The organism is Flavobacterium piscis, from assembly GCF_001686925.1.
In the GTDB taxonomy this organism is placed as follows: domain Bacteria; phylum Bacteroidota; class Bacteroidia; order Flavobacteriales; family Flavobacteriaceae; genus Flavobacterium; species Flavobacterium piscis.
Genome location: NZ_LVEN01000012.1, coordinates 158,956 through 184,018 on the forward strand (window position 1 = coordinate 158,956; position 25,063 = coordinate 184,018).

Sequence of the window (25,063 nt, forward strand, 5' to 3'; positions counted from 1 at the left end):
AAAAAAAAGCTTTACAATCTATGAATACCTCACCGTACCAAAATAATACATTTTATACTTTTGCACTTTTTGTTTTTTTTCAAATTTGTCTGAGCAGCAGTTTTGCTCAGACAAAAATGAATATCAATGAAAATTGGCAATATCTGGAAAATCACACTCCAAGTCTTGGCGAAGCACAAAAAGCCACTAATTGGATTTCATTAAACTTACCTCATACCTGGAATGCCGAAGACGCAACCGATCTTAATCCGGGTTACAGACGCGATGCAAGCTGGTATCAAAAAAAGCTGAACATTCCCTCTATCGATAAAAATCAGCTTTATTATTTATATTTTGAAGGATCGAATGTAACGACAAAAGTATATGTAAACGGTAAAGAAGCCGGCGGCCATATTGGCGGTTATATTGGTTTTACTATTGATATTACCAATTTTATTAAAGAAGGAAACAACGACATTTTTGTTCGTGTGGATAACAGTTATGATATTGAAGTGATCCCGTCTCAAAAAAGTGATTTCTATATTTATGGCGGAATAACCCGCGATGTCTGGTTATTGTCTAAATATAAAAATCATATCGAGAATTTAAAAATTACAACTCCGGAAGTTTCGGCTAAAAAAGCTTCTTTAAACATCGTTGCTTCAACTTTAAATTCTGATAGTGCTGCTTTATCCTTAACAATAATTCTTAAAAATCCAAAAGGAAAAAAGATTGCCAGTAAAACTGTTCCGGTTTCAGATAAAACGGCCACTATTCAATTCGAAAATCTAAAAAATCCTGAATTATGGGATACCGAAAAGCCGAATCTCTATAAAGTCACTGCTTTTTTATCAGAGAAAAATCAAATCAGAGACAGCATAAATGAAAAAGTGGGTTTCAGGTGGTTTGAATTTAAAGATCACGGTCCGTTTTACCTTAACGGAAAACGATTACTCATTCGCGGTACACATCGTCATGAGGAACAAGCCGGAGTTGGTGCTGCAATGAGCAACGAACAACATCACGCTGATATGGAATCGATTAAAAAAATGGGCGCTAATTTTGTTCGTCTGGCGCATTATCCGCAGGATCCTGAAATCTATAAAGCCTGTGATGAACTGGGATTATTGGTTTGGGATGAATTGCCATGGTGTCGCGGCGGAATTGGCGGTGAACTTTGGCAAACGAATACCAAAAATATGCTGGCCGAAATCATCAATCAAAACTACAATCATCCAAGTATTATTATTTGGTCGTTGGGTAATGAAATGAACTGGCTTCCTGATTTTCCTGACGGAGATAATACCGAAAAAACCAATGTGTTTTTAACTGAATTAAACGACATCGCACATAAAATGGATCCAACGCGAAAAACCGCGATTAGAAAATATTATGAAGGTTCACAAATTGTTGATGTCTTCTCCCCTTCGATCTGGTCGGGCTGGTATTCCGGAAGTTACAAAAGTTACCAAAAAGCAATTGACGTTTATAAAAAAGAATACAAACATTTTATTCACGCTGAATATGGCGGAGATAGTCATGTGGGCCGTCATAGCGAAAACCCGATTACAGGCGAAAACATCATAAAAGCCGAGGGTTGGGAAGAAGCTATTGTACAAACCAAAGTGGCGAATATTGCCCAAATTGGCGATTGGAGCGAGAATTATATCGTTGATTTATTCGACTGGCACTTGCATATATCCGAGAATGATCCAACGTTCGTGGGTAATGTTCAATGGGCATTTAAGGATTTTGCAACGCCGTTAAGACCGGAAGATGATATTCCGTACATGAACCAAAAAGGATTGGTGGATCGTAACGGAAATCCAAAAGATGCTTATTATGTTTTTAAAAGTTACTGGAGCAATGAACCTTTTACCTACATCGAATCGCATACCTGGACAGAACGTCAAGGTCCTGAAAATACGCCAAGAACGCTGAGTGTTTTTAGTAATTGCGAAAAGGTTACTTTATTTCATCAGGGGAAATCATTGGGTCAAAAACAAAGAAACCTTTCGCTTTATCCCGCAAATGGCTTAACTTGGGATGTGAATTTCCTTAAAGGTGAAAATATTTTAATCGCTGTTGGAGAAACAAAAGACGGAAAAAAAGTTTCGGACACGATCAAAGTAAATTATCGCTTTAATAAAAATGATACAGCAACTTCTTTACAATTATCATCAGAGAAATTAAAAAACGGCAATTATTTGGTAACGGCAATTGCAATTGACAACAACAATTTACGTTGTTTAGATTATGAGGAAAGTGTTTATTTTCAATGTTTAAAAGGTGGGAAAACGATGAAAAGCCAAGGAACTCCAACCGGAAGTGAATCCATAAAAATGGCCAACGGAAAGGCATCTATAGAAGTGGTTCCTGATGGACCTGGAATTCCTATAGAAATGACGGCTTTGAATCAGAGTTTTAAAGGTGAATATTTGAAGATTGAGAATTGAATTATTTAACCGCAAAGTTCGCAAGGGTTTACGCAAGGAACGCAAAGTTTTTTATTTTATCCTGGGGACGGGATTAATCGCGCAAAGACGCAGAGACGCAAAGTTTACACACAATCTTGTCATCCTGAGGAACGAAGGATCACACTAGAAACTCCGTCTGCAAATTCATCAATCTTTGTCGATTTACGCGTGCGATTCTTCGTTCCTCAGAATGACAAAAATGAAGGTAAACGCTTAAGAAACTGAATTCGGAAATCCTTCGTTCAGAAAGACAAGTCAGACTTCGAAGTATAATAATAAAAAATCTGCTGAATCTGCAAAATCCGCGTGAAATAATAAAGATCATAAACCATGAAAAATACAATCTTCTACGGAATTGCTTTAGCAATGACCACTTTTATAACCAATGCACAAGTAACCCTAAATGCCGATGGCCCAGATGGACTCGGCACTTATGAATTAATTACAAAAGCATTGGCGCCTGGAACTAAAAACGGCGCCGTAGAAGCTCCAGACGCTATTCATCCCAGTTTTGGAAGGCATATTACAGAAGTTTATGATGATGATTTGAAGAAATATGTTTTTGAATTTTATTTACATGTTACAAACACGCCTCCGGACAATGAACCTGTAAAAGGTAAAACGGACAGGCAGCGTGTCGAAATAAAGTCATTCGAACCTTCTCCTGATAATTTAAAAGGAACAACTGGTGAAACTGTTCAGTACAAATGGCGTTTTAAAATACCCGCAGGATTTCAACCTACTAAAGATTTTACCCATATTCATCAGATTAAAGCGGTTGATGGCGATGCAGGAAATCCTTTGTTTACTTTAACTTTAAGAAAAATAACAAACGGTTCTAACCAACTCGAACTCATTTATGTTAAAGCTGAAGCTTCAAAAATGATAAAATACCAGACAGTAAATATGTCTTTGTTTGAAGGAACCTGGGTGGAAGCAACAGAAACTATTAAAGTGGGCTTAAAAGGAACTTATGCCATAACTATAAAAAAAGTAAGTGACGGAACTATTTTAATGAATTATAGCAATTCAAATATTCAAACGATTCGCGCTGATAATTCTTTCATTAGACCTAAATGGGGAATGTATCGCAGTTTGAAAGATATTGCTAATATGAAAGATGAAACAATGCGATTCTCTGATTTTAGTATAAAAGAATTAACTACTTTATCTGGAAAAGATAAGTAGTCATCGAATATAAAATGATCAAAATAAATATAAGAATGAAAAAACTAATTACCTTATTACTATTAACAACTGCTTTTATCGGGCAGGCACAAAATTTAATCTCGAATGTTCCAAACAGAACCACAACTTCTTTAAACGGGGTTTGGAACTATATTATTGATCCTTATCAAACGGGATTTTATAGCTTTCATTTGGATCAATACGATAAACAGGCAAAACCATCTAATGGTGCTTTTTTTAATAATTATCATGCTGCAAACAAACAGGAACTGGTAGAATATGATTTTGATAAATCGGCAAGAATCAATATTCCGGGAGATTGGAATTCGCAGGTTGCGGAACTTAAATATTATGAAGGAAATGTTTGGTTCAAAAAATCATTCGATTATGAATTAAAGGATAAAAAACGTCTTTTTGTTTATTTTGGAGCGATTAATTATAAAGCGGATGTTTATTTGAACGGAAAAAAACTAGGAACTCACGAAGGTGGTTTTACGCCTTTTAATTATGAAGTAACTTCGATTGTAAAACCTAAAGACAATTATTTGGTAGTGAAAGTTGATAATACACGTCATAAAGAAGATGTGCCGACTGTGAATACCGATTGGTGGAATTATGGAGGAATCACGCGCGATGTTACTTTAATCGAAGAGAATGAATCGTTTGTAGAAGATTATAACATTCAGCTTAAAAAAGGAAATGCGGCTTTGATTTCAGGTTTTATCAAAATCAACAATTTCAATCCGGCGCAAAATCAAGTGGCGATTTCGATTCCTGAATTGAAAATTAACTATAAGGGAAAAGTAGGCGCTGACGGAATTGTAAATTTTGAAATTCCTGCTAAGAAAATCTCCTATTGGTCGCCTGAAAATCCAAAATTATATGATGTTGTAATTGATTTTAACGGGCAAAAATTAAAAGACAATATTGGTTTTAGAACCATCGAAACTCAGGAAGACAAAATTTTACTAAACGGAAAACAGATCTTCTTGCGCGGAATCTCTATTCACGAAGAAAATGCAAAAGGCGGACGTGCGAATTCTGAAGAAGATGCTTTGCGTTTATTAAACTGGGCTCAGGAATTGGGCTGCAACTATGTTCGCCTGGCACATTATCCGCATAATGAAAACATTATCAGACTTGCAGATAAATTAGGATTAATGGTTTGGGAAGAAATTCCGGTTTACTGGACAGTGGAATTCACCAACGAAAAAACATATAAAAATGCCCAAGATCAATTGACAGCGGCTATTACAAGAGATAAAAACAGAGCCAGTATTATTATTTGGTCGATGGCGAATGAAACGCCAATTTCTGATGCAAGAAATACGTTTCTGAAAAATTTGGTGGTACATACAAAATCACTGGACAATACAAGATTAATAAGCGCTGCATTATTGACTCATAACGTAAAAGGCGTTGGAATGATTGATGATGAAATTGGCAAATCGCTTGACATCATTGCTTTCAACCAATATTTGGGTTGGTATGGCGGAAATTTAGAAAACGCTGAGAAAACGTTTTGGGACACACCATACAACAAACCTGTAATTGTTTCTGAATTTGGCGGAGATGCCAAAGCGGGCTTTCACGGAGAAAAAAACGAACGCTGGACAGAGGAATATCAGGAATATTTATACATCCAGAACCTAAAAATGATCGAAAAAATACCTCATCTTAGCGGTTTAAGCCCCTGGATTCTGGTAGATTTCAGATCTCCAAAAAGATTGCTTCCAGGAATTCAGGACGGTTACAATCGTAAAGGTTTAATTTCGAATGATGGCGAAAAGAAAAAAGCTTTTTATATTATGCAGGATTGGTATGCTAAAAAGAAAAAAGAATATTAAAACTAAGCACTATTATCAATTCATTAACAAAAAACAAACTGTAATGATATGATTTTTATTCATTATTAACTTACTTTGTAGTTATTCTAAAAATTGTATTCCTATGAAAAAATTAAGTTTATTGGCAGTTACTTTGTTTGCTGTCTTTACAGTTCAAGCTCAGGAAGTAGTAAAGTTTGCTCCGCTTGATGCTAGTCCGGTTGATATTTCTTATTTCCCGAACAAAGCAGTTAAATTCAAAAAAACTGACACTCCAAATCCTGTTGTCAAAGTTACTTACGCAAGACCTTCTGTAAAAGGGCGTACCATTTTTGGTGATATTGTAAAGTTTGGTGAAGTTTGGAGAGTAGGTGCAAACGAAAACACAGAAATCAAATTCTACAAAGCAGTAACAATTGATGGTAAAAAAATTGCGGCTGGTACTTATAGCTTATTTGCTATTCCTGAAAAAGATAAATGGACAATCATCCTTAATAAAGAACTTGATTTATGGGGAGGTTATGCTTATGACGAAAGTAAAGATGTTGTAAGAGTTTCAGTTCCTGTAAAACCGGTTTCTACAGTAATCGAAGCATTATCAATCGCTTTTACAACTCAGGGTTCTGTAGCCAATTTGGTTATTGGCTGGGATAAAACAACTGTTGAAGTTCCTATTACGGTTAAATAATCAAATTATTTTTTGATATCAGAAGGGATACATTTTTAATGTCTCCCTTTTTTTGTAGATAATTTTCAGTGCTATATAAACATTGCCCGTGGTTTCAACCACGGGCAATGTTTGAAATAGATACAAAAAAACTCCAGAGGAGCGATATATTTATAGAACCAAAATGTACGATTTAAAAACGAAGTTCCAGCGGAGCGACATATATTTCACCCCTACGGGGCTTTTTTGCATATCATAAAATATTATCTATAAATATTTCGTCCCGCCGGGACTTGGTTGAAAATTTTGAAATCTCAAATAATATAGCCTGTGGTTTCAACCACGGGAACGTGGGATTGGATACGGATTGTTTTTTGATTGTGTTCCCGTTGTTGAAACCACGGGCAATATTTGAAATGGATATAAAAAAAGCTCCAGAGGAGCGATATATTTATAGAACCAAAATGTACGATTTAAAAACGAAGCTCCAGCGGAGTGACATATATTTCACCTCTACGGGGCTCTGTTGCATATCATAAAATATTATCTATAAATATTTCGTCCCGCTGGGACTTGGTCGAAAATCTTGAAATCTCAAATAACATAGCCTTTGGTTTCAACCACGAGAACATAGGATTGGATACGGATTGTTTTTTGATTGTGTTCCCGTGGTTGAAACCATGGGCTATATCTGAAAATTGATAAAAAAAACGAGACATTGAATGTCTCGTTTTTTATTTTAAACCTTTACGGTTTCTAATATTTTATCTAATGTAATGGGTAAATCTCTCACACGTATTCCTGTTGCATTAAAAACTGCATTGGCAATTGCAGGTGCCATTCCGACCAGGGCCGTTTCACCAAGTCCTTTTGTTCCCATTGGGTTACTTACAGGATCTTTTTTATTAACAAAAAACACTTCCTGTTTTTCAATATCAGCGTTTACGGGAACATGATAATCGGCAAAATTATTATTTATAGGGCGACCAAATCTGTGATCGATTTCTAAAGATTCCATCAATCCCATTCCGATTCCTCCCACTGCTCCGCCATACATTTGCCCTGCCGAAGTTTTTTGGTTGATTACAGTTCCAATATCAGCGCAGGAAACCACATGTGCCAATCTGATTTTTCCAAGATTTGGATTAATCAACACTTTTACAAAATGTACAGAGAAAGAATAAATCGAATATTTCTTTGCCTCCTCTGCAGCTTTTGATTCATTTTCTACTACTAATTCTTCTAATTTATTTGCGTTTAATACTGCGGCTAAAGAAACACTTTTTGAACTGTCTTTTTTTGAAGTTACTGAACCATTTACAAAAGCCAAATCTGCAATTGGTATATTTTTCAAGGCATCTGATTTACTTGCCAATTCAATAGCTTTTGTTATTAATAACTGGCAGGAATCGTTTACTGCTGATCCTACAGATGAAGTGGTTGCTGAACCTCCTTGGGTTGGTCCTTTGGCAAGACCGCTTTTTCCCATTTCGATGATCACATTTTCGCTTGGTATTCCGGTTACATCTGCGCCAATTGCGGTCATCATAGTGGCTGTTCCGGGTCCCATATCGTTTACGCTACATTGCAAAACCAAAGTACCATTGGTTAGAAATTTTGCTTTTACAGAAGTTGGACTTCTATAGCAGCCAAAAGTTCCGGTTCCCATTCCGTAACCTACAAGCCATTCACCTTCACGAACAGATCCGGGTTTGTTTTTACGGTTTTTCCAGCCAATGCGTTCCATACCACCTTCATAGCATTCCAGAAGATATTTGCTGCTCCAGGGTTTGTTTTGTTCGAGATCTTTCTCGGCATAATTCAGTTTACGAAATTCAATTGGGTCCATATTTAGTTTATGAGCCAATTCATCCATAGCGCTTTCTAAAGCAAAAGATCCTGTTGCTTCTCCCGGACCACGCATCCAGATTGGCGTACAAGTGTCAAGAGGAACAATTCTATATCGGGTTGAAACATTGGCACAATCATAAATAAATCGGGACATGTTTACGGTACCTTCCATAAAATCTTCATAACTCGAAGTCATCGCTATGGCTTCATGCGTTAATCCTGTTAGCTTGCCTTCTTTGGTGGCACCAAGACCCATTTTCTGAATCGTATAAGGTCGAAACCCAACATTGGTAAACATTTGTTCTCTATGCAATACCAGCTTTACAGGGCGGTTTATTTTTTTAGCACCAATAAGAGCTGCAATTTCATAAGGCCAGGTGTGTAATCCCATCCCAAAAGCACCTCCAAGATATTCTGAATTTACAGCAACATCTGCGGCAGGAATTCCAAATACATCTCCCACACTTTTGCGGGTTCCTTCCACACCCTGACTTTTGGTATAAAGTGTAGGTTTGTTTCCATCCCATTTGGCAATAATATTGGCCAGTTCCATTGGGTTATGCACTTCGGTTGGTATGGTATATTCTTCTTCCAGAATTACTGCTGCATTTTTATATCCATCCTCAACGCCACGGTGATAATCTTTTGCGCGTTCCGGAGTTTTTCCTTTATCTTTTACTTTTTCAAGTTCTGTCGAATGGTCTTCTTTTAAATAATCGGCTTTAATAAGACTGGCAGCATATTGCATACGCTCAAAAGTATCTGCAATTACCAAAGCAATGGGCTGATCATAATAACGAACCGAATCATCTTTAAAAATCTGAAGTGGCTGACCCAAGTTATCGCGTTTTTTGGGTTGCTCGTATCCAGCAGGTTTATCTACATTAAGATGCGTGATTACTGCTAAAACTCCTGGCGCCCATTCGGCTTTTTTAGTATCGATGGTTTTAATTCTTCCTTTGGCAATTGTACTTCCTACCAGGCATGCATAAGCAACGCCCGGAGTTTTATACTCGGCTGAATATGTTGCTGAACCTGTTACTTTAGCAAATCCGTCAACTCTATTTATATTACTTGTCTTGCTCATAATTCAAATTATTTAGATGCTGCTATCGTTAATGCTTCAGTAATGGCATTTGGTCCCAGTGTTAATTTAAAATCATTATCACCATAACTTCTTGCACCATGCATGGCTAAATCAGCTGCTTTCCGGAATGTGGTTTCAGAAACTGTTTTTCCTTTCAAAAATTCTTCTGCTTCTGTCAGTCTCCATGGTTTATGTGCCACGCCGCCCATTGCCAGCCTTGCATCCTTAATGGTATTATTTTGGATATCCAAACCAACCGCTACAGAAATTAATGCAAAAGCATAACTGCTGCGATCCCTAACTTTGAGATAATGAATATTTTTAGTGAAATTATTATTTGAAATCTCTATTGAAGTAATGATTTCTTTATTTTCAAGTGTATTGTCTTTTTCGGGCATATTGCCTGGAAGCCTATGAAAATCAGTAAACTTAATTTCTCTTTTTCCTTTAGGACCTTCGACAAAAACGGTGGCATCTAAAGCGGCAAGTGCCACACACATATCACTCGGATGCACAGCTATACAACTGTCTGAAGCACCAAAGATGGCATGCATTCTGTTAGATCCGCCAATGGCTCCGCAACCACTTTTGGGCGTACGTTTATTGCAGGGCATATCAGTATTATAAAAATAAGAACAACGGGTACGCTGCAACATATTTCCTCCTACGCTGGCCATATGCCTAATTTGCTGCGATGCACCGGCAGCTAATGCCAATGCCAGCAAAGGATATTTTTCTTGTATTGTTTTATCTTCGGCAACCTGACTGTTTTTGGCCATTGCACCAATTGAAACTTTTCCTGTCAGGAATTCTATTTTTTTAAAATCGACCCCGTTGATATCAATAAGTTTATCAGGAGCGACAACATTTTTTTTCATCAAATCGACAAGATTGGTTCCTCCGGCAATAAACATGGCCGAGTTTTCTTTGGCAATAGTAGTTACTGCAGATTTTGATGATAATGCTCTTATTATTTGAAAGTTTTTCATAATGGCATTCCTCCTTCCTTAACTTCTGTAATGGCATCAACAATATTATGATAAGCTCCGCATCTGCAGATATTTCCGCTCATATATTCGCGAATTTCCTCTCTGCTGTTGGCGTGACCTTCTTTGATACAGGCTATGCCAGACATAATTTGTCCGGGCGTACAATAACCACATTGAAAACCGTCATTTTTAATGAAAGCTTCCTGCATGGGATGCAGTTTTTTTCCTTTTGAAAGTCCCTCGATAGTGGTTACCTGAGCGTTTTGCTGCATGGATGCCAATGATAGGCAGGATAATATTCTGGTACCATTTACATGAACTGTACAAGCGCCGCATTGCCCGTGATCGCAGCCTTTTTTGGTTCCGGTAAGCAACAATTGTTCTCTTAATAAATCAAGCAGCGTGGTTCTGGGCTCTATATTTAGATTGTGTTTCACGCCGTTTACTTCAAGCGATAACGGAACGGTCTCTAAATATTCTGCAATTTTTTCATCCCATTTATTATCAGAAGCCATCACCAATGAAGGCGGGGTCAAAGCAAGTGCAGTGAATAAACCGGATTTTTTTATAAAATCACGACGTGAAGAATTCGCTTCTTCTTCTACTGCTTTGTTTCTAATTGTTCGTTTGGCAGCCATGCATACTGTTTTAAATTAATAAAAATCTTATGTTACTCCTAACAAATTTAGGAATCCTAGGTGACAAAAAATTACAAAATTCACATAAACACCATTTTAAATGCAATTTAGAATCATTAAAAAAATTAGATTTAAATAACAAAATTGTATTTTTACTTTATTAAGAATTTAAAAATGTCCCTACAGCAAACCATTTACCTCGATAACAACGCTACTACCCAACTTGATCAACGTGTACTGAATGTTATGCTTCCCTATTTTACCACTGCTTATGCAAATGCGAGCAGCAGTCATTTAGCAGGTTTAACCATACATGAAGCTGTCGAAAATGCTGTCTGGCAAACTGCGAACCTCATTGGGGCAAATCCGGAAGAAATAATTTTTACCTCAGGCGCAACAGAATCAATCAACTTAGCTATAAAAGGGTTCTCAAATCAAAATAAAAAACATATTGTTACGGTTAGTACAGAACACAAAGCTGTTTTGGATACCTGTCAATTTATGGAGAGTATGGGTTTTGAGGTTACTTATCTGCCTGTGGATTCTGATGGTATCTTAGATCTTCAACTTTTAGATGCATCTGTCACGGATGCGACCTTAATGGTTATTGTAATGATGGTGAATAATGAAATTGGTGTAATTCAGGACATTGATACAATAGCTGCAATAGTACATTCGAAAAAAGCTCTTTTTATGTGTGATGCCACTCAGGCTGTTGGTAAAATGGCTGTTGATGTACAAAAATCAGGCATTGATCTTCTGGCTCTTTCGGCACATAAATTTTACGGCCCAAAAGGTGTAGGTGCTTTGTATCTTTCCGCGAAAGCGAAAATAAAATTAACTCCACAAATACACGGCGGCGGACAACAACGCAAATTGCGCAGCGGGACGTTAAATGTTCCCGGGATTATTGGTTTGGGAAAAGCCTGCGAAATTGCGAAAGCTGAAATGAAAACAGATCAGGAAAGAATACAAAAACTTAGAGATCATCTTGAAAAATCTTTATTACAAATTGAAGGATCGTTTGTAAACGGAAACACTACAAACCGAACATACAATACGTCGAATATTTGCTTTCCCGGAGTGAATTCTGAAAGTCTTATCCTGGCTTTGCAAAATATTTCGGTTTCTAACGGTTCGTCCTGTTCTGCTGTTACGTCTGAACCTTCGCATGTATTGAAGGATTTGGGTTTATCTGATGAAAATGCTTTGAGTTCGATTCGTTTTAGTTTAGGGAAATTTACAACTGAAGAAGAAATTTTGTTGACGATTGAGAGGGTTTGTGCTTTGGTAAGAGAGCTTTAGTTTTTTGTTTTTTGCCACGAAGGCGCTAGGGCGCAAAGTTTTTTTTATTTGCTTAATGATTTCTGAGAAAGTCGCTTTTTTATGTTTAATAATTTCTCGCAAAGACGCGAAGTCGCAAAGTTTTTTATTTCTTTAGCTTATGATTTCTTACTAAGTAGCAACGTTTCTTTTTTTTAAGCTTCGGAGAAGCGATATATTTATAGCTAATAATTCGGGAATTGGAAAAAGCTCCAGCGGAGCGACATGTTTTTTTGGTCAAAGGCGTGAAGACACTAAGATTCTTTTATGTTTAATAATTTCTCGCAAAGACGCAAAGGCGCAAAGTTTTTTATTATGAATGTTTATGATTTCTTATTAAGCTGCTAAGTTTCTTTCTTAAGAAGCTTCGGAGAAGCGATATATTTATAGCTAATAATTCGGCAATTGGAAAAAGCTCCAGCGGAGCGACATGTTTTTTTGGCCATAAAGGTTCGAAGACACTAATATTTTTTAATACTTAATAATTTCTCGCCAAGTCGAGAAGATTTGAAGAGCTTATATCAAAGAATTTCTATTAAAAATCTTGCCTTCCAATAATGGTAATAATCTCTATTCTTTTATCTATGATTTGATAGTAGATCGTATCAACTCCACAAACACAATAACGATATCCTTTTTTGATATAGTCGGCTGATGGAAATAAAAAAGGATTTTCCTCTATTCTATCAAAACAATCATAGAACATATTAAAATATTTATCCGCCTGATTAACACCAAACTTACCAACTCCATAACAATAAATTCTTCGTAAATCTTCTTTGGCTTCGTTACTTAAAAAATAACTATACATTAGGCAGACCTTCTTTGAATTCTGCTAACATTTCTTCTCTTGTTTGTTTTTTTGCAAAACCGCTTTTTTCTCCCTTATCTATTTTAGCTCTCACAAATTCATAGTATTCCTCTTGTGTACGAGCTTGCTTAATCAAATAGTTAATAGCTTCACTTTTACTACTAAACTCTTCCGCTTTAACCTGCTTCTTAAGCCACTCTTCGTTTGGTGCAGTTAATGATATACTTTGTCGTGTCATAACAATAATTTTAAGTTGGTGTAAATTTACACCAATATTTCGAAACGAAATATTATTTTAGAGATTTTCCTGTTTTTTACCTCTAAACCTTTGTCGCTTTGTTCCTCTGAACCTTTGAACCTCTCTTTAAGAAATAAGCTTATTATAATCCTCAATAGTATCGATATCTATATTGCCTTTTTCGAAAGGAACTGCAACGGTGTCTTCAAAAAATTTATTGATTATTTTTTTTGCACCTTCCTGACCTTTTAGCTGTAGCAATTCGGTGAAATATTTTTGATGAAAAAGTACCGGTGTTCCTGCCGTTTCTGAGTAGGCAGATGCTATAATTCCTTTTGCTTTTTTTTGATATTCTTTTATCAAGTTCTCAAAAACAATAGTTGTAATATAGGGCTGATCACAAACGGTAAAAATGCTTTTTGTGATGTCAGGATATAAACGTAATAATTCTTTTAAACCTGTTGCAATAGAAGATGACATTCCTAACTCCCAATCAGGATTAAAGATTGTTTTTATTTTGGGATTGGTAATTTCCTTTTCTATCAATTCGTGATTAGATCCTGTAACGACTATAATGGCGCTGTTTGCTACCTGAGAAGCTTCGGAAATTGTGTTTTTTAAAAGAGTAGCGTTTTTATACAAAAGCAATTGTTTGGGCTGTCCTAATCTTGAAGAACTTCCGGCTGCTAAAACAACAATTCCTGTTAGCTCTTTCATATTAAACCAGAGATGTACGGGTTGAACTATGTATTTTTTCTGTTTTATACTTTAATGAAACACCTTGTTTGCCGCTCATTACCGCTTTAATTTCAGCCACAATCGATAAGGCAATTTCTTCTGCTGTTTCTGCGCCCAAATCAAGTCCTACTGGGCCGTAAATGGTAGTAAGCTTTTCTTCTGTCAATTGTATGCCTTCACTATTCAAATCATCAAGCATACGATTGAGTTTTGTTTTAGGACCTAAAATTCCAATATAGTTGCAATTGGTTTGTACCAAAAGCTTTAAAACAGCCAAATCGTATTTATAATTGTGTGTGATCAGAACAAAATACGTTTGTGCATCGATACTTATATTTTCTAATAGCTGTTCCGGTTTTACAACAAATACATTCCTGGCTTCCGGAAATCTCTTTTTTGTAGCATGTGTAGCGCGGCCTTCACAAATGGTAATTTCCCAACCTAATAAGGAAGTCATTTTTACCAATGGCTGAACGTCATTTCCTGCTCCAACAATTACCAGAGAAACGGGAGGATTTATATAGTCTGCCAAAACCTCATTCTCTTGTTCATCATGAAGTTGTCTTACCACAGTTGCTTTGATGTTCAATGCTTGCTTTACATCTTCCAGTATATTAAGTGCAGTATTATTAGCGTAAATTGGCGTTTCATTTTCCCTATAAAACAATAGGGTTCCTTGTTGGGCCGCTTGTCTTTTTAATGAAAAAACCGTTGCCACGACCGCATCTTTTCGTTCGAATTCTAATTGCTGTAAAAGCTGTATCGGATTATTCTCTACCGCATCATCAATATATTCAAAAAGAATATGAACAATTCCGTTACATCCTAATTGCAAACCTACTTCGCTATCATCTTCATTACTTGTATTATAAGTAATTAATTTATTTTGCTGCTGATGGATTGACAGCAGCGCTTTTCGCAATGCATCACCTTCTAAACAGCCACCGCTAATGGCGCCAGTAAGCAAACCATCCTCGGTAACAAGCATGCGGGCTCCGGGCTGACGGTAAGAAGAACCTTCAACCTTTACCACGGTGGCAAGTGCTGTCTTTTTTCCAGTCGCTTTTGCCTGAGAATGTGCTTTTAGAATCTCGCTTATTTCCTTCATACTAATAAATCGTGCTTAACAAAAATAGATAATTATTTTCTTGCCGAAGATTTAAACGGCTTAAAGTATTAACTCAAAAAAAATATTTTTAATCCCAATATTTAAATCGAAATGATTCCCATAACCATTGCCGTTTTTACTGCTTCGGTAGTATTGGATACTTTCATTTTTTCGATAATGTTTTGTCTGTGTCGGCGTACGGTATAAACCGAAATATTGAGTTGTGTTGCAATTTGTGCACTATTACTTCCTTTTGCAACCAGTGTAAGGATTTCGAGCTCTCTTTTTGAAAGTAATGTTTGTTCGTAATGTTTGTATTTTTCGATAGCAATAACTTCACCCGTTTCAATATTCACAATTTTTCCATCGATTCCTAAACGGGGCTGAATATCTGCCGATGGTGCGTAAAGACATAATGCCAGCCAAATGCTTCCGTTACTAAAGCTTTTTAGGTAAATCGTTCTGTGATTGATGTAGGCACAGTTTTCAAGTGTATTCTGAGTTCGTATGCGGCTTGATGTACTGTATTTGTAGCTGTCCTGATACGGTAAAGTTTTTAGATATTGAAAATAATTGAGTTCCAGAATATGACGCTCTATTAAATCGTCTGGATGAATTTTGGTAAAGATACATTCCTCAAAAGCAGAATCGATCACGGAGTTTTCAGCCGGTAAACCAAATACTTTCCCAAAATTACCGGCGTAAATATAACTGCAATCGGCTTGAAAATCTGATAAAACGGCCACACACTGATCGAGGCTTACATAACCTGCTACCAATTTTTTGAATGTTTCTATATCATTGCATTCTTCTATCGAAAATGTTTGTTCTAATAAAGTGGCTGATAATTGATTCTCGATGGATACATTTGACATAAACAGGATTAAAAAATGGTTAATTTTACGTATTGTGGCTTTTGGAAAGCAATGGTATTTTTGATCCACTAAAATATAATTTTTATATTAAAAAAAATCACTTTATGAAATCAAAAATGTATGTTTTCTGTCTTTTATCCGGTTTAACTTTATTATCGGCCTGCGGAAATAATAATCAAAAAGAAGTATCTGAAACGGCTTCAAAAAACAACAAGAAAGTAGATTCAGCCTTTGTAAACGGCAGCCCTTGCGATATTAAACTTGCTAATATTCATTTTACAAAATCTGTTAATGGCGCTGATACTTTGGCGAAAGCCGATGCGAATGGTAAAGTAATTTTCCGCGCAGGCGAAAAGAAAGATTATTTTTCTGATCCAAATGGTGAATTATCCAACAATACTGCTCCTATCCTGCTCTCGAAAGTCGATAATACAAAACCTTTTACTTTAGTTGCAAAAGTAACACCTGAGTTTACAGAGAAGGGATTATACAATGCGGGTGTTTTATATATTTATGTGCATGATAATTTCTATCAAAAGTTTTGTTTTGAGCAAGACGAACGCGGCAATCATCGCATGGTGTCGGTTCGTACCATTGGAACTTCTGACGATAACAATCATGATATTGTAAAAACTCCAACAGTTTACATGAAAATATCATCAGATACCAAAACAGTGGCCAACTACTATTCTTTGGATAAAAAAAACTGGCAAATGGTTCGTTTGTACAAAAACAATTATCCTAAAACAATCTGGATGGGAATTAGTACACAATGTCCTGTAGATAAAGGAACCCAAAGTATTTTTGAGGAAATTAGCTTAGATCAAAAAAGCGTTACCGATTTTAGAATGGGAAACTAACAACAAGCAAAGAGTATCTGGAAATTGCTAAATGCTGTAACTTTATTATATTGATAACTTTCTGATAATCAATTATTATTTTTTTTGTATTTGTATGATTTATAGGATGAAGTTTTGTATTTTTATCTGTAGCAAAATAAATAATATTTAACTTAAATAAAACTACATGGGAAAATTTGTAATTACTAAAAGAACCAATGGTGAATTCCAATTTAATTTAAAAGCAGGCAATGGCCAGACTATTTTAAGTAGTGAAGGTTATAGTACAAAAGCGGCTTGCATCAACGGAATTGAATCTGTGAAAACAAATTCTAAAGATGATTCTAAATTTGATAAGCAGGAATCTAAGAGCGGGAAACCGTATTTTAATCTAAAAGCCAGCAACGGTCAAATCATTGGATCAAGTGAAATGTATGAAAGTACTTCTGCAAGAGATAGCGGAATTGTATCAGTAAAAACAAATGCAGCTGACGCAACTACAGATGATCAAACGGTATAAAATAATTTTATAATTATAAAAAAAACGGAGTTATGCGACTCCGTTTTTTTATTGTCTGAATTTTTTAAGCTTTGATATAGTTACAATCCACTCCAAAACCTGTGGAAATAAAAAATATTTTTTTTACTGATGAAAATCGCTATTCTTATTAAACAAATAAATCCTGACCTTGTTAAGATTCCTTTTTGAAAATGCCCCAAGAGAATCCGGTGACCGATTGATTCTTTTTGCAGCGTAACCACTTTTTCTTAAAAGTATTTTACAACTTTTATTAGTTTTTACTTGTATGCTAAAATATCCTGCGCTATCGGTTTTGGTTGTATTTTCGTTACTATCTATCTGCACATTTTTAATTGGCCGTTCAGTATCATAATCATACACATAACCGGACAAGGTAGTAGTGGTGCAGCTACAAAATAACAGTATAACAATTAAGCTTATCTTTGATTTCATTTCTTAAAAAAATATTCCAACCAAATTATATCGCTTTTTCACCATACACAATACCCACTTTTAGTGATTTTTTAATACAAAAATAAAAAGGGTGCATGACAAATTTCATACACCCTTTGGTAAAATAAACTGATAAAGTACTATTTTAATAATGAGCACTTTAAATTTGTCCAAATTTGTCTTTATAACGACATAACTCTTCTTCTGTTTTGCTTAATAATTTTTCTAAGAGCCTTATTTTATCTTCATACAGTACTTTGAGAGTAGCACTATTATCAGAGTTAATTTGAATACTTCCGTTATTGTTTCCTCTGACTTTATTGACATTATTAAAATATCTCTGACTGTCAAAGCTAATAACATCTTCTACACTAACCTCGAGAATTCGGGCAATTTCGACCAATTTTACATAGGAAAGAATTGTTTTTCCTTTTTCAATTTTACTATAACCTGCCTGTGTAACTCCTAATTGATCCGCCATATATTCCTGGGTATAATTTTTTAATTCTCTAATGCTTTTAATTTTATTTTTTATCGAACTGGTCATAATTTTATTTGGGGTATTTTGTATAGCTAAAACTGACCGGCATTAAACTTTTAGTAGTATAGCTATACTAATTGAAGGTTTAATAACATACTACCACAATAGTAGGTTAACGTGATAATGTGCTTTCATTTTTTTTTAGTCGTAATTATAAAACCATATAAAATAGCCGCTGCCATCAAAACTAAATCGTAAGGGGAAATTCCTGATACTAACATTGCTTTATTTTATAGGTTGTTGTTTGTTGTTTGCAGTAATCGGTTAAAATTGAGATTTAAGAAATGATCGATCTGTTTTCCTATTGCAGAACGATCTAAACCATTAATTTTTACCTTGATTTCTTTTTTATAAATATCTCTCACAATGACATAGTATTCAAATTCAATGTCGTTATGAAATCTCAAAATAATAAGAATTGTATATACCAATAAGGTAGGCCCTATATAGTACAACTCAGATAAATTAGAAAAAACCATGCAATAATATGCCAACGCGGTTACTGCAATAAAAGTGCAATTTTCAAGAAGATAAGACTTCTTTTTTTTGAGTAAACCAAGCTCTACAATCTCATTATAGCTGTATTGCCATCGATTAGATCCATACTGAAATTGAACTTGGTCATGAGTGAGGGTAAAGAACATAATAATTGGGGGATTATTTAAAAAAAAATGTACTTATTGTAGTAAAGAATTAATGGAAACAGCTAAAAAAACAATTTCATAATTATTTTAAAACAATATTCTTCTACGCAATATTACGCATTCTCTCGTTTTTTTTTCCTACAAACCCTCTTATAGAATATAACTAAAAGTTGTAATTAAATCTAAAATGTAAATTTTTACTTCTATTTACGTCCTCTCCCTTTATTATTTATTTTATTAAAACATTTTCTTATTGTACCTGTTTTTGAGAATCATATAAAAAAAATAAGGACTATTTCTATCAAAAGAAATAGCCCTTACTGACCAAAATTAATATATAAAATTATTTAATTGCTTTTATGCCCAAATGTGTTGGAGTTACCTGTTTAATAGTCCCATCCTGATTAAACTCCAGTTTATCGATGCAAACTTCACGGTGAAAACCGCCTGCATCTCCCATTTTTATTCCTGTTGGATATGAAAAACGATGATAAACAATGTACCATTCGTCCTTATTTGTAATTTGCAGCACAGAATTATGTCCTGTTGCATAAATTCCTTCAGCAGGATTTCCTTGTATAACAATATTGTTTTCCGGAACTTCTATTGGTCCTAAAGGCGATTTTGAAACTCCATATCTTACTTTGTAATTTGGGCTTCTTGTATCGTCTTCGCTCCACAAGAAATAGTATTGCCCGTTTCTGTAAATAACATAGGTTCCTTCCCGATAAGTATTATCTACTTTGATGACTTTTGTAGTCCCTTCTTTAAGCGAGATCATATCGGCATTCAATTCGGCTACAGCCATATATCCATTCCCCCAATACAAATAACTTTTACCGGTTTTAGGATCTGTAAAAACATCCGGATCGATCTCCTGACCGCCTTTTACACCTTCTGGCCTTGTGTTTACCAAAGCTTTTCCGCTGTCTGTAAATGGTCCCGTAGGATTGTCTGATGAAGCTACACCCACTTTTTGCGCTGCCGTAAAATAATAGAAATACTTGTATTTTCCTTTGATCTTTTTCTCGACAATACAAGGCGCCCACGCATTTCTGTTGGCCCAGCTTACATCTTTTCTAAGATCTACAATAATACCTTCGTCTTTCCAGTCGGTTAAATTATCTGATGAAAAGGTTTTAAAATAGTTACCTGACCAACCATCAAATCCGTCACTCGTTGGATAGATATAATATTTCTTGGTTTTATTTGAATATAAAATCTCAGGATCAGCATAATACCCTTCAAGAGCCGGATTATTATTTATTTTTGGAAATTTCTCCGGCATTCCCCATTTGGCCACAAGTCTTTTCAACTCAGAACGTGTGACAGGTAAAATGGTTCCGTGACGAGGATTAAAATCCATTGAAATATCATTGTCAATTACAGTAAAATTCTCCAGATCTTTGGTTTTGGTAAACTGATATTTTCCTTTGGTATACACGTCGTACATCAGGATATAATCGTCAGAATTGTTGAGTTTAAACACGCTTGAACCTTCAACTCCATCATTGGTTTGCTGCAGATAATTGTCGTTTTCTGTCCATTTTCCTGAAGTCAAATCTGTTGTTGTTGCCACTTTTATTCCGGCTTTTCCGCCTTCGGTTTTATAGAAAAGATGATAAACTCCATCTTTTTCGATAATATCTCCGTCAATAGAAGCTCGTTCTGATTTTGGTACAAACAATAATTTTGGAGCGCTTTCAAGAGCGGTGAAATCTTTATTCGCATAAGCGTAATAAATTTTATCCGGACCTCCTGCATGCTGCAGACTGAAATAAATTAAATACTTTCCTGCTTTAGCATCATAAATAGTTTGCGGTGCCCAAACACGTTTTAGGTTTTCATTGCCCGGAAAAGCAGTTTGAATATTTACTACGCTGCTTTCCCATTTTACCAGATCGGTACTTTTTAGCAAAATCATGGCGCGATTGCTGTCCCAGCCCTTTGATGAAGTCATATCGGTCAAAACCATATAAAATGTTTTGCCATCGTCGCCACGCAAAATGTGCGGATCACGAACACCTCCGGTTGAACTAATCGCTTTACTGTCGATGACCGGTTTATTATTATTTAAGTGATAATAATGATAACCATCGGCACTTATGGCGTATCGTACTGCTTCTTCCTCTACAGAATTTCCTGTAAAGTACACAAATAAATAAGCTGTTAAATCTTTCTCTGCAATAACGGGCGGAGTTCCTTTTGGGTTATTCTGAGCTTGTAAGAAATTAAAAATCATTAAAAATAATACAAGACTAAAATGTGTTTTTTTCATTATCTATTCTGTTTATGGTTTTCAACTTTCAAAAAATATAACTTTAAATAGTTGAAAAATTATTTAGTTTTAATACGAATCACAGTAAACGAATAAGCAGGCAATTCTTTTGAAAATGCTGCCTTAACCGTTATCGTTTGAGATATTGGTCTGGCAGTGGTGCTCTCAGGACTTCCTGAAAATGTAGTATAACCTGCATTTTCAGTTGTCGTTAAATTCGATACATCTATTGACGGAATTACCGCAACCGGAAGCATATTGACCAACTTTACAATCAAATCTCCCGAAGCATTATCCTGAACCACTGAAACACCAATTCGCTTATGAACTTCATTATTTGCATCTGATAATTTTATTTTACGCTGTAAATAAATATCGCCCGGATTCTGTCCGTACAATTTCTGTACAAAATAATTTACTGTCGGTTTTACTTCATTTCCTGTAAAATAAATCAAATCAGGATTCCATTGCGTGTGTTTTTCACGAGCTAATAAAGGCGCATAAGAAGCCATTGTAACGACATCGCCATTTCGTTCAATAGCAGTAAGGTATAGCGCCTCGGCTAAAGCATTGTAAAATTTATTGCCACGAGATGCATATTCTCCCAAATACACTTTTGATTTAGAACGGTCGTAACTGTCATAAAAATTCTGGTTATTAATAAACCAGCCCGGACTTTGATAGTAATGTTCGTCTACAATTGGCAGTTTCAAATCATCGGCAATCGCCCATCCTTCGTTATAATCTGTGCCTTCAAAAAAGGGTCCAACAGTACCAATAATGATAATTTCCGGATATTTTTTCTGCACGGCTTTTACAATCATTCTATAACGTTCTTCAAAAACATCACTAATCAAATCTTCATTGCCAATACCAACATATTTTAAATTAAAAGGTTTAGGATGCCCTGCTTCAGCACGTTTTTTACCCCAAACACTTGTAACAGGACCGTTAGCATATTCAATTAAATCCAGAACATCCTGTACGTATTCATCCATGTCTTCCATCGGAATACCAAATTGTTGTCCGGCACCTCCATCAGATGAATTTTGACACGGAACTCCTGCCGCCAAAACCGGAACAGGAAGTGCGCCTAAATCTTCACAAAACTGAAAATATTCAAAATATCCTAATCCAAGTGATTGATGATATCCCCAAATATTACGCATTGGAGTTCGGCTTTCTAAAGGTCCAATAGTATTTTTCCAACGGTAAATATTTCCTATTCCATCGCCGTGAGCTACACAACCACCAGGAAAGCGAACAAACTTTGGATGCATATCCGCAATGGTTTCAGCCAAATCAGCACGAAGTCCGTTTTTATGATTTTTGAACGTTTTTTGAGGAAAAAGAGATACCATATCAACGGCAACTTCTCCATCAGAACTAATTTCTAAATGAGCATCGCTTACTGTTTTGGATACTTTTAGCACTGCGCTAATTTTTTTCCATGAAGTATTGGGTTTTAGTGCGGCTTCCGCCAAAGTTTCTCCGCTGGCTCCAATTAGTTTTACGGTAAATTTGGCTCCTTTTGCAAAAACACTGAAATCGTATTTTTCATTCGCTTTAAGCGGAATTCCGTCAAAACCTGAATTGCTGATTTTACTTTTGGTAAGCAAAGCATAATGTGAATTATTAGGATGAATTGGATTTTCCTTTTCTACCTTAAAATTTCCACTCCAGGCCATTGTTTCATTCCAGTTTTTATCGCTGCCTTTTTTATCGTGTAACGAATATTCAAAATCACGATTCTGGATCAATTCAGCATATAAACCACCATCTGCAGCGTAATTAATATCTTCAAAAAACATCCCGGTAAGCATATTGCTTATTTTTTTAGAATCCTTTCCGTCAATACTAATTTGAGCCGTTACAGGTTTCAGTCCAACAAACAGCAAACTATCACTTTTGGGCGAAGTATTATCTTGTTTGTCTCTAAGCCTTGATGATTCCATGTTTTTTATCAGCGAATCAACTAAAGTCCAATCGACTTCAGTAATAGTTCCTTTTTGGGTTTCTCCCTGTAATGTGATTTCACTAAACTGAGGAACTTTATTGTCATCGATTATTACTTGAGAATATGTTTTAAAATCTTTGGTAACACTAGTGTAATTTGCGTTATCTGCTTTCCAATGAATGGTATATTCTCCTTCTTTTTTGCTGACTTTTATGTTTTGAATAATTGATTTTCCTGATTCTTTTTTCGTTACATTTTTCATTGCCTGAATGTAACTTTGTCTTGTCCAGTTAATCAAATCTTTACTTGAAGCAGCTGCAAAAACATCGTCGTGCACTCCCCAAAAACAATGAAAAATTCCGTTATCATCCTGAATTAAAAAAGCTTCAGACATTGATTTACCCTCAGGTCCCCAACTCCCATAATCTGATTTTAAAAAAGAATGTTCAGGGCCTACACCAAACCAGTTTTTCTGATCTGTACTCCAGGCAAAATGAAGCCCGTTTTTTCCATTATTTTTTAATGTGGAGTACGCGAATAGATATACCTTGTCTGGTTTGTCTTCTTTTGATTTTATACCAAATGCAAATGAAATAAAAACTGCAAAAAGTACAATCAGAATTCGATGACGCAGTAAAAATTTCTTCATTATTTTTTAGCTTTTAATTGAAAAAGTACTGAACTATGAGGTTTCAATGCTGCTGAAACTGCTGTAGCTGAAACTGTCGATTTCTCCCCTGTCCATAAATTAACAGCCTGAACCGAACCTGAAATTCCAAGATCTGATAAATTTACCGAAATCGTTTCTGTCGCATTATCCGAGATATTAAATAAAGCCAGATAAACACTTCCGTCTTTAGGATTTTTTGAGGTCACTGCTATTTTGCCGTCTTTCTGGAAAAGCTGTTTTACATCGGTACTTTCATTGTGCATTTTCACCACTTCTATATTGGTTAATAATGATAAAGTAAAAGCGTCGTTACTTGGTAAATCTCCACCAAAAAACAAAGGCGATTTAAAAATATTAAAGAAAGTAATCAAAGTATATTGCTCATCTTTTGTTAATCGCGACATTCTGTCTTCGCCACGCTCTCCCCTTAAAGAAATACGTCCAAGCGGAATCATATCGCAGTCTGGCCATGTTCCCGGTGCAATGTAAGGATACCATTTTTGAGCAACATTCATCAAGTGCGTAATGTGTGGCCAGGTATCCCAAACGTCGTCTACCATTCTCCACATATTGGCGTGAGTGGTTACGTGTGGAGCGGCAGTGATAGGAGTTTCTCCCGGTGAAGTGCTCAATACAATTTTGCGTCCGCATTTGTCGATCGCGTTTCGGATCAGGTTAATTTCTCCTTCGTGATACGGTCTTGATAAATCATCGATTTTAATAAAATCAACGCCCCATTGTGCGTACAATTCAAATAACGAATCGTAATATTCCTGTGCTCCCGGCTTGTCTGCAACAACAGTATAATTGTCTCTTAACCATTCGCATTGCAATGCTGTAGAATAAATCTGATCGGCTGTGATTCCGTTTGTACCTTTGATAGGCAATTTGTCTTCAACGGCTTTTTTAGGAATTCCGCGCATAATATGAATCCCAAATTTCAATCCTTTTTTATGGATGTAATCTGCCAAAGGTTTAAATCCTTGTCCGTCTTTTGCAGATGGAAAACGATTTAAAGCCGGCAAATATCTTCCGTACTGATCGATTACATAACGCGGATCTGTTTGATTGTATCCTCCTGCTTTGTCATTTTCTACAAACCATCTGATATCAACAACAACGTATTCCCAGCCAAATTTTTTCAGGTTTTTTACCATATAGTCGGCGTTGGCTTTTACTTCGTGTTCTTCGACTGTAGAACCGTAGCAATCCCAACTGTTCCAACCCATTGGAGGCGTTTGTGCCCATTGTTTGAATTCCTCTTTTTTGAATGTTGTGGTTTGAGCATTCGATGAAACCGATGCTAAAACAACGCCTATTGCCAAAGCAATTGTATTTTTTATTTTCATTTTAAGCTTGTAAAAAT

21 protein-coding genes are annotated in these 25,063 nt (G+C 35.7%); 7 read left to right on the forward strand and 14 right to left on the reverse strand.

Translation table 11 applies throughout. The features are described from left to right. Positions 1-20 precede the first annotated feature (20 nt). From FLP_RS07775 to FLP_RS07790, 4 genes are all read left to right on the forward strand, one after another. Positions 21-2,435, forward strand: coding sequence for a glycoside hydrolase family 2 protein (locus tag FLP_RS07775; RefSeq protein ID WP_065448954.1), 2,415 nt, complete (start codon positions 21-23; stop codon positions 2,433-2,435). Between the two features lie 351 nt (positions 2,436-2,786). Beyond that, positions 2,787-3,644 (forward strand): heparin lyase I family protein, encoded by an 858-nt coding sequence (locus tag FLP_RS07780; protein WP_065448955.1) that lies wholly within the window; start codon positions 2,787-2,789, stop codon positions 3,642-3,644. 35 nt (positions 3,645-3,679) lie between these two features. Beyond that, positions 3,680-5,491, forward strand: a complete 1,812-nt coding sequence (locus FLP_RS07785; RefSeq protein ID WP_065449127.1) for a glycoside hydrolase family 2 protein — start codon at positions 3,680-3,682, stop codon at positions 5,489-5,491. Positions 5,492-5,594: 103 nt separating this feature from the next. Then, positions 5,595-6,158, forward strand: a complete 564-nt coding sequence (locus tag FLP_RS07790) for a DUF2911 domain-containing protein (RefSeq protein WP_065448956.1) — start codon at positions 5,595-5,597, stop codon at positions 6,156-6,158. A 718-nt stretch (positions 6,159-6,876) separates the two neighbouring features. On the opposite strand, the gene FLP_RS07795 is transcribed toward FLP_RS07790, so the two are convergent. From FLP_RS07795 to FLP_RS07805, 3 genes are read right to left on the reverse strand one after another with little or no spacing between them, the layout of a single operon-like run. After that, on the reverse strand, positions 6,877-9,075 hold the full coding sequence (locus FLP_RS07795) for a xanthine dehydrogenase family protein molybdopterin-binding subunit (RefSeq protein WP_065448957.1): 2,199 nt from the start codon (positions 9,073-9,075) through the stop codon (positions 6,877-6,879). 8 nt (positions 9,076-9,083) lie between these two features. After that, the gene (locus FLP_RS07800) at positions 9,084-10,064 is read right to left on the reverse strand and encodes an FAD binding domain-containing protein (RefSeq protein ID WP_065448958.1); all 981 of its coding nucleotides are present in this window, start codon (positions 10,062-10,064) and stop codon (positions 9,084-9,086) included. Then, positions 10,061-10,702 carry a (2Fe-2S)-binding protein gene (locus FLP_RS07805; protein WP_065448959.1) on the reverse strand — a complete coding sequence of 214 codons (642 nt, stop codon included), beginning with the start codon at positions 10,700-10,702 and terminating at the stop codon, positions 10,061-10,063. Before FLP_RS07805 ends, FLP_RS07800 begins: the two co-directional genes overlap by 4 nt. Positions 10,703-10,876: 174 nt before the next feature. On the opposite strand from FLP_RS07805, the gene FLP_RS07810 reads away from it, so the two are divergent. Further along, on the forward strand, positions 10,877-12,007 hold the full coding sequence (locus FLP_RS07810) for a cysteine desulfurase family protein (protein WP_065448960.1): 1,131 nt from the start codon (positions 10,877-10,879) through the stop codon (positions 12,005-12,007). A gap of 553 nt (positions 12,008-12,560) precedes the next feature. Here the strand turns inward: FLP_RS07810 and FLP_RS07815 are convergent. The 5 genes from FLP_RS07815 to FLP_RS07835 form a co-directional block, all read right to left on the reverse strand. Beyond that, the gene (locus tag FLP_RS07815; protein ID WP_065448961.1) at positions 12,561-12,836 is read right to left on the reverse strand and encodes a type II toxin-antitoxin system RelE/ParE family toxin; all 276 of its coding nucleotides are present in this window, start codon (positions 12,834-12,836) and stop codon (positions 12,561-12,563) included. Next, positions 12,829-13,074: a ribbon-helix-helix domain-containing protein gene (locus FLP_RS07820; protein ID WP_065448962.1), complete on the reverse strand. Its 246-nt coding sequence runs from the start codon at positions 13,072-13,074 to the stop codon at positions 12,829-12,831. The genes FLP_RS07815 and FLP_RS07820 overlap by 8 nt, the downstream gene beginning before the upstream one ends. A 126-nt stretch (positions 13,075-13,200) precedes the next feature. Continuing rightward, positions 13,201-13,791: a nucleotidyltransferase family protein gene (locus tag FLP_RS07825; RefSeq protein ID WP_065448963.1), complete on the reverse strand. Its 591-nt coding sequence runs from the start codon at positions 13,789-13,791 to the stop codon at positions 13,201-13,203. Between the two features lies 1 nt (position 13,792). Further along, positions 13,793-14,920: an XdhC family protein gene (locus FLP_RS07830; RefSeq protein WP_065448964.1), complete on the reverse strand. Its 1,128-nt coding sequence runs from the start codon at positions 14,918-14,920 to the stop codon at positions 13,793-13,795. Positions 14,921-15,021: 101 nt separating this feature from the next. Further along, positions 15,022-15,795, reverse strand: a complete 774-nt coding sequence (locus FLP_RS07835) for a response regulator transcription factor (protein ID WP_083195822.1) — start codon at positions 15,793-15,795, stop codon at positions 15,022-15,024. Positions 15,796-15,899: 104 nt separating this feature from the next. Here FLP_RS07835 and FLP_RS07840 point away from each other — a divergent pair, with 104 nt between their 5' ends. Together FLP_RS07840 and FLP_RS07845 are read left to right on the forward strand one after the other, a co-directional pair. Continuing rightward, positions 15,900-16,655, forward strand: coding sequence for a DUF1349 domain-containing protein (locus tag FLP_RS07840; RefSeq protein WP_065449129.1), 756 nt, complete (start codon positions 15,900-15,902; stop codon positions 16,653-16,655). A gap of 166 nt (positions 16,656-16,821) precedes the next feature. Further along, positions 16,822-17,154 carry a YegP family protein gene (locus tag FLP_RS07845; RefSeq protein WP_065448965.1) on the forward strand — a complete coding sequence of 111 codons (333 nt, stop codon included), beginning with the start codon at positions 16,822-16,824 and terminating at the stop codon, positions 17,152-17,154. A 123-nt stretch (positions 17,155-17,277) separates the two neighbouring features. Here FLP_RS07845 and FLP_RS07850 read toward each other — a convergent pair whose 3' ends face one another. The 6 genes from FLP_RS07850 to FLP_RS07875 all read right to left on the reverse strand — a co-directional run bounded on the left by FLP_RS07850 (position 17,278) and on the right by FLP_RS07875 (position 25,046). After that, complete coding sequence (locus tag FLP_RS07850) at positions 17,278-17,607, reverse strand: peptidase associated/transthyretin-like domain-containing protein (protein WP_123921654.1); 330 nt, start codon at positions 17,605-17,607, stop codon at positions 17,278-17,280. Between the two features lie 160 nt (positions 17,608-17,767). After that, on the reverse strand, positions 17,768-18,154 hold the full coding sequence (locus tag FLP_RS07855) for a helix-turn-helix transcriptional regulator (RefSeq protein WP_065448967.1): 387 nt from the start codon (positions 18,152-18,154) through the stop codon (positions 17,768-17,770). 224 nt (positions 18,155-18,378) lie between these two features. Further along, positions 18,379-18,792 carry a hypothetical protein gene (locus FLP_RS07860; protein WP_065448968.1) on the reverse strand — a complete coding sequence of 138 codons (414 nt, stop codon included), beginning with the start codon at positions 18,790-18,792 and terminating at the stop codon, positions 18,379-18,381. A 343-nt stretch (positions 18,793-19,135) separates the two neighbouring features. After that, complete coding sequence (locus FLP_RS07865) at positions 19,136-21,070, reverse strand: glycoside hydrolase family 43 protein (RefSeq protein ID WP_065448969.1); 1,935 nt, start codon at positions 21,068-21,070, stop codon at positions 19,136-19,138. 59 nt (positions 21,071-21,129) lie between these two features. Beyond that, positions 21,130-23,676, reverse strand: coding sequence for an alpha-L-arabinofuranosidase C-terminal domain-containing protein (locus tag FLP_RS07870; protein WP_065448970.1), 2,547 nt, complete (start codon positions 23,674-23,676; stop codon positions 21,130-21,132). Beyond that, entirely contained in the window at positions 23,676-25,046 is a 1,371-nt protein-coding gene (locus FLP_RS07875; RefSeq protein WP_065448971.1) for a glycoside hydrolase family 27 protein, read from the reverse strand. The genes FLP_RS07870 and FLP_RS07875 overlap by 1 nt, the downstream gene beginning before the upstream one ends. Positions 25,047-25,063 lie beyond the last annotated feature (17 nt).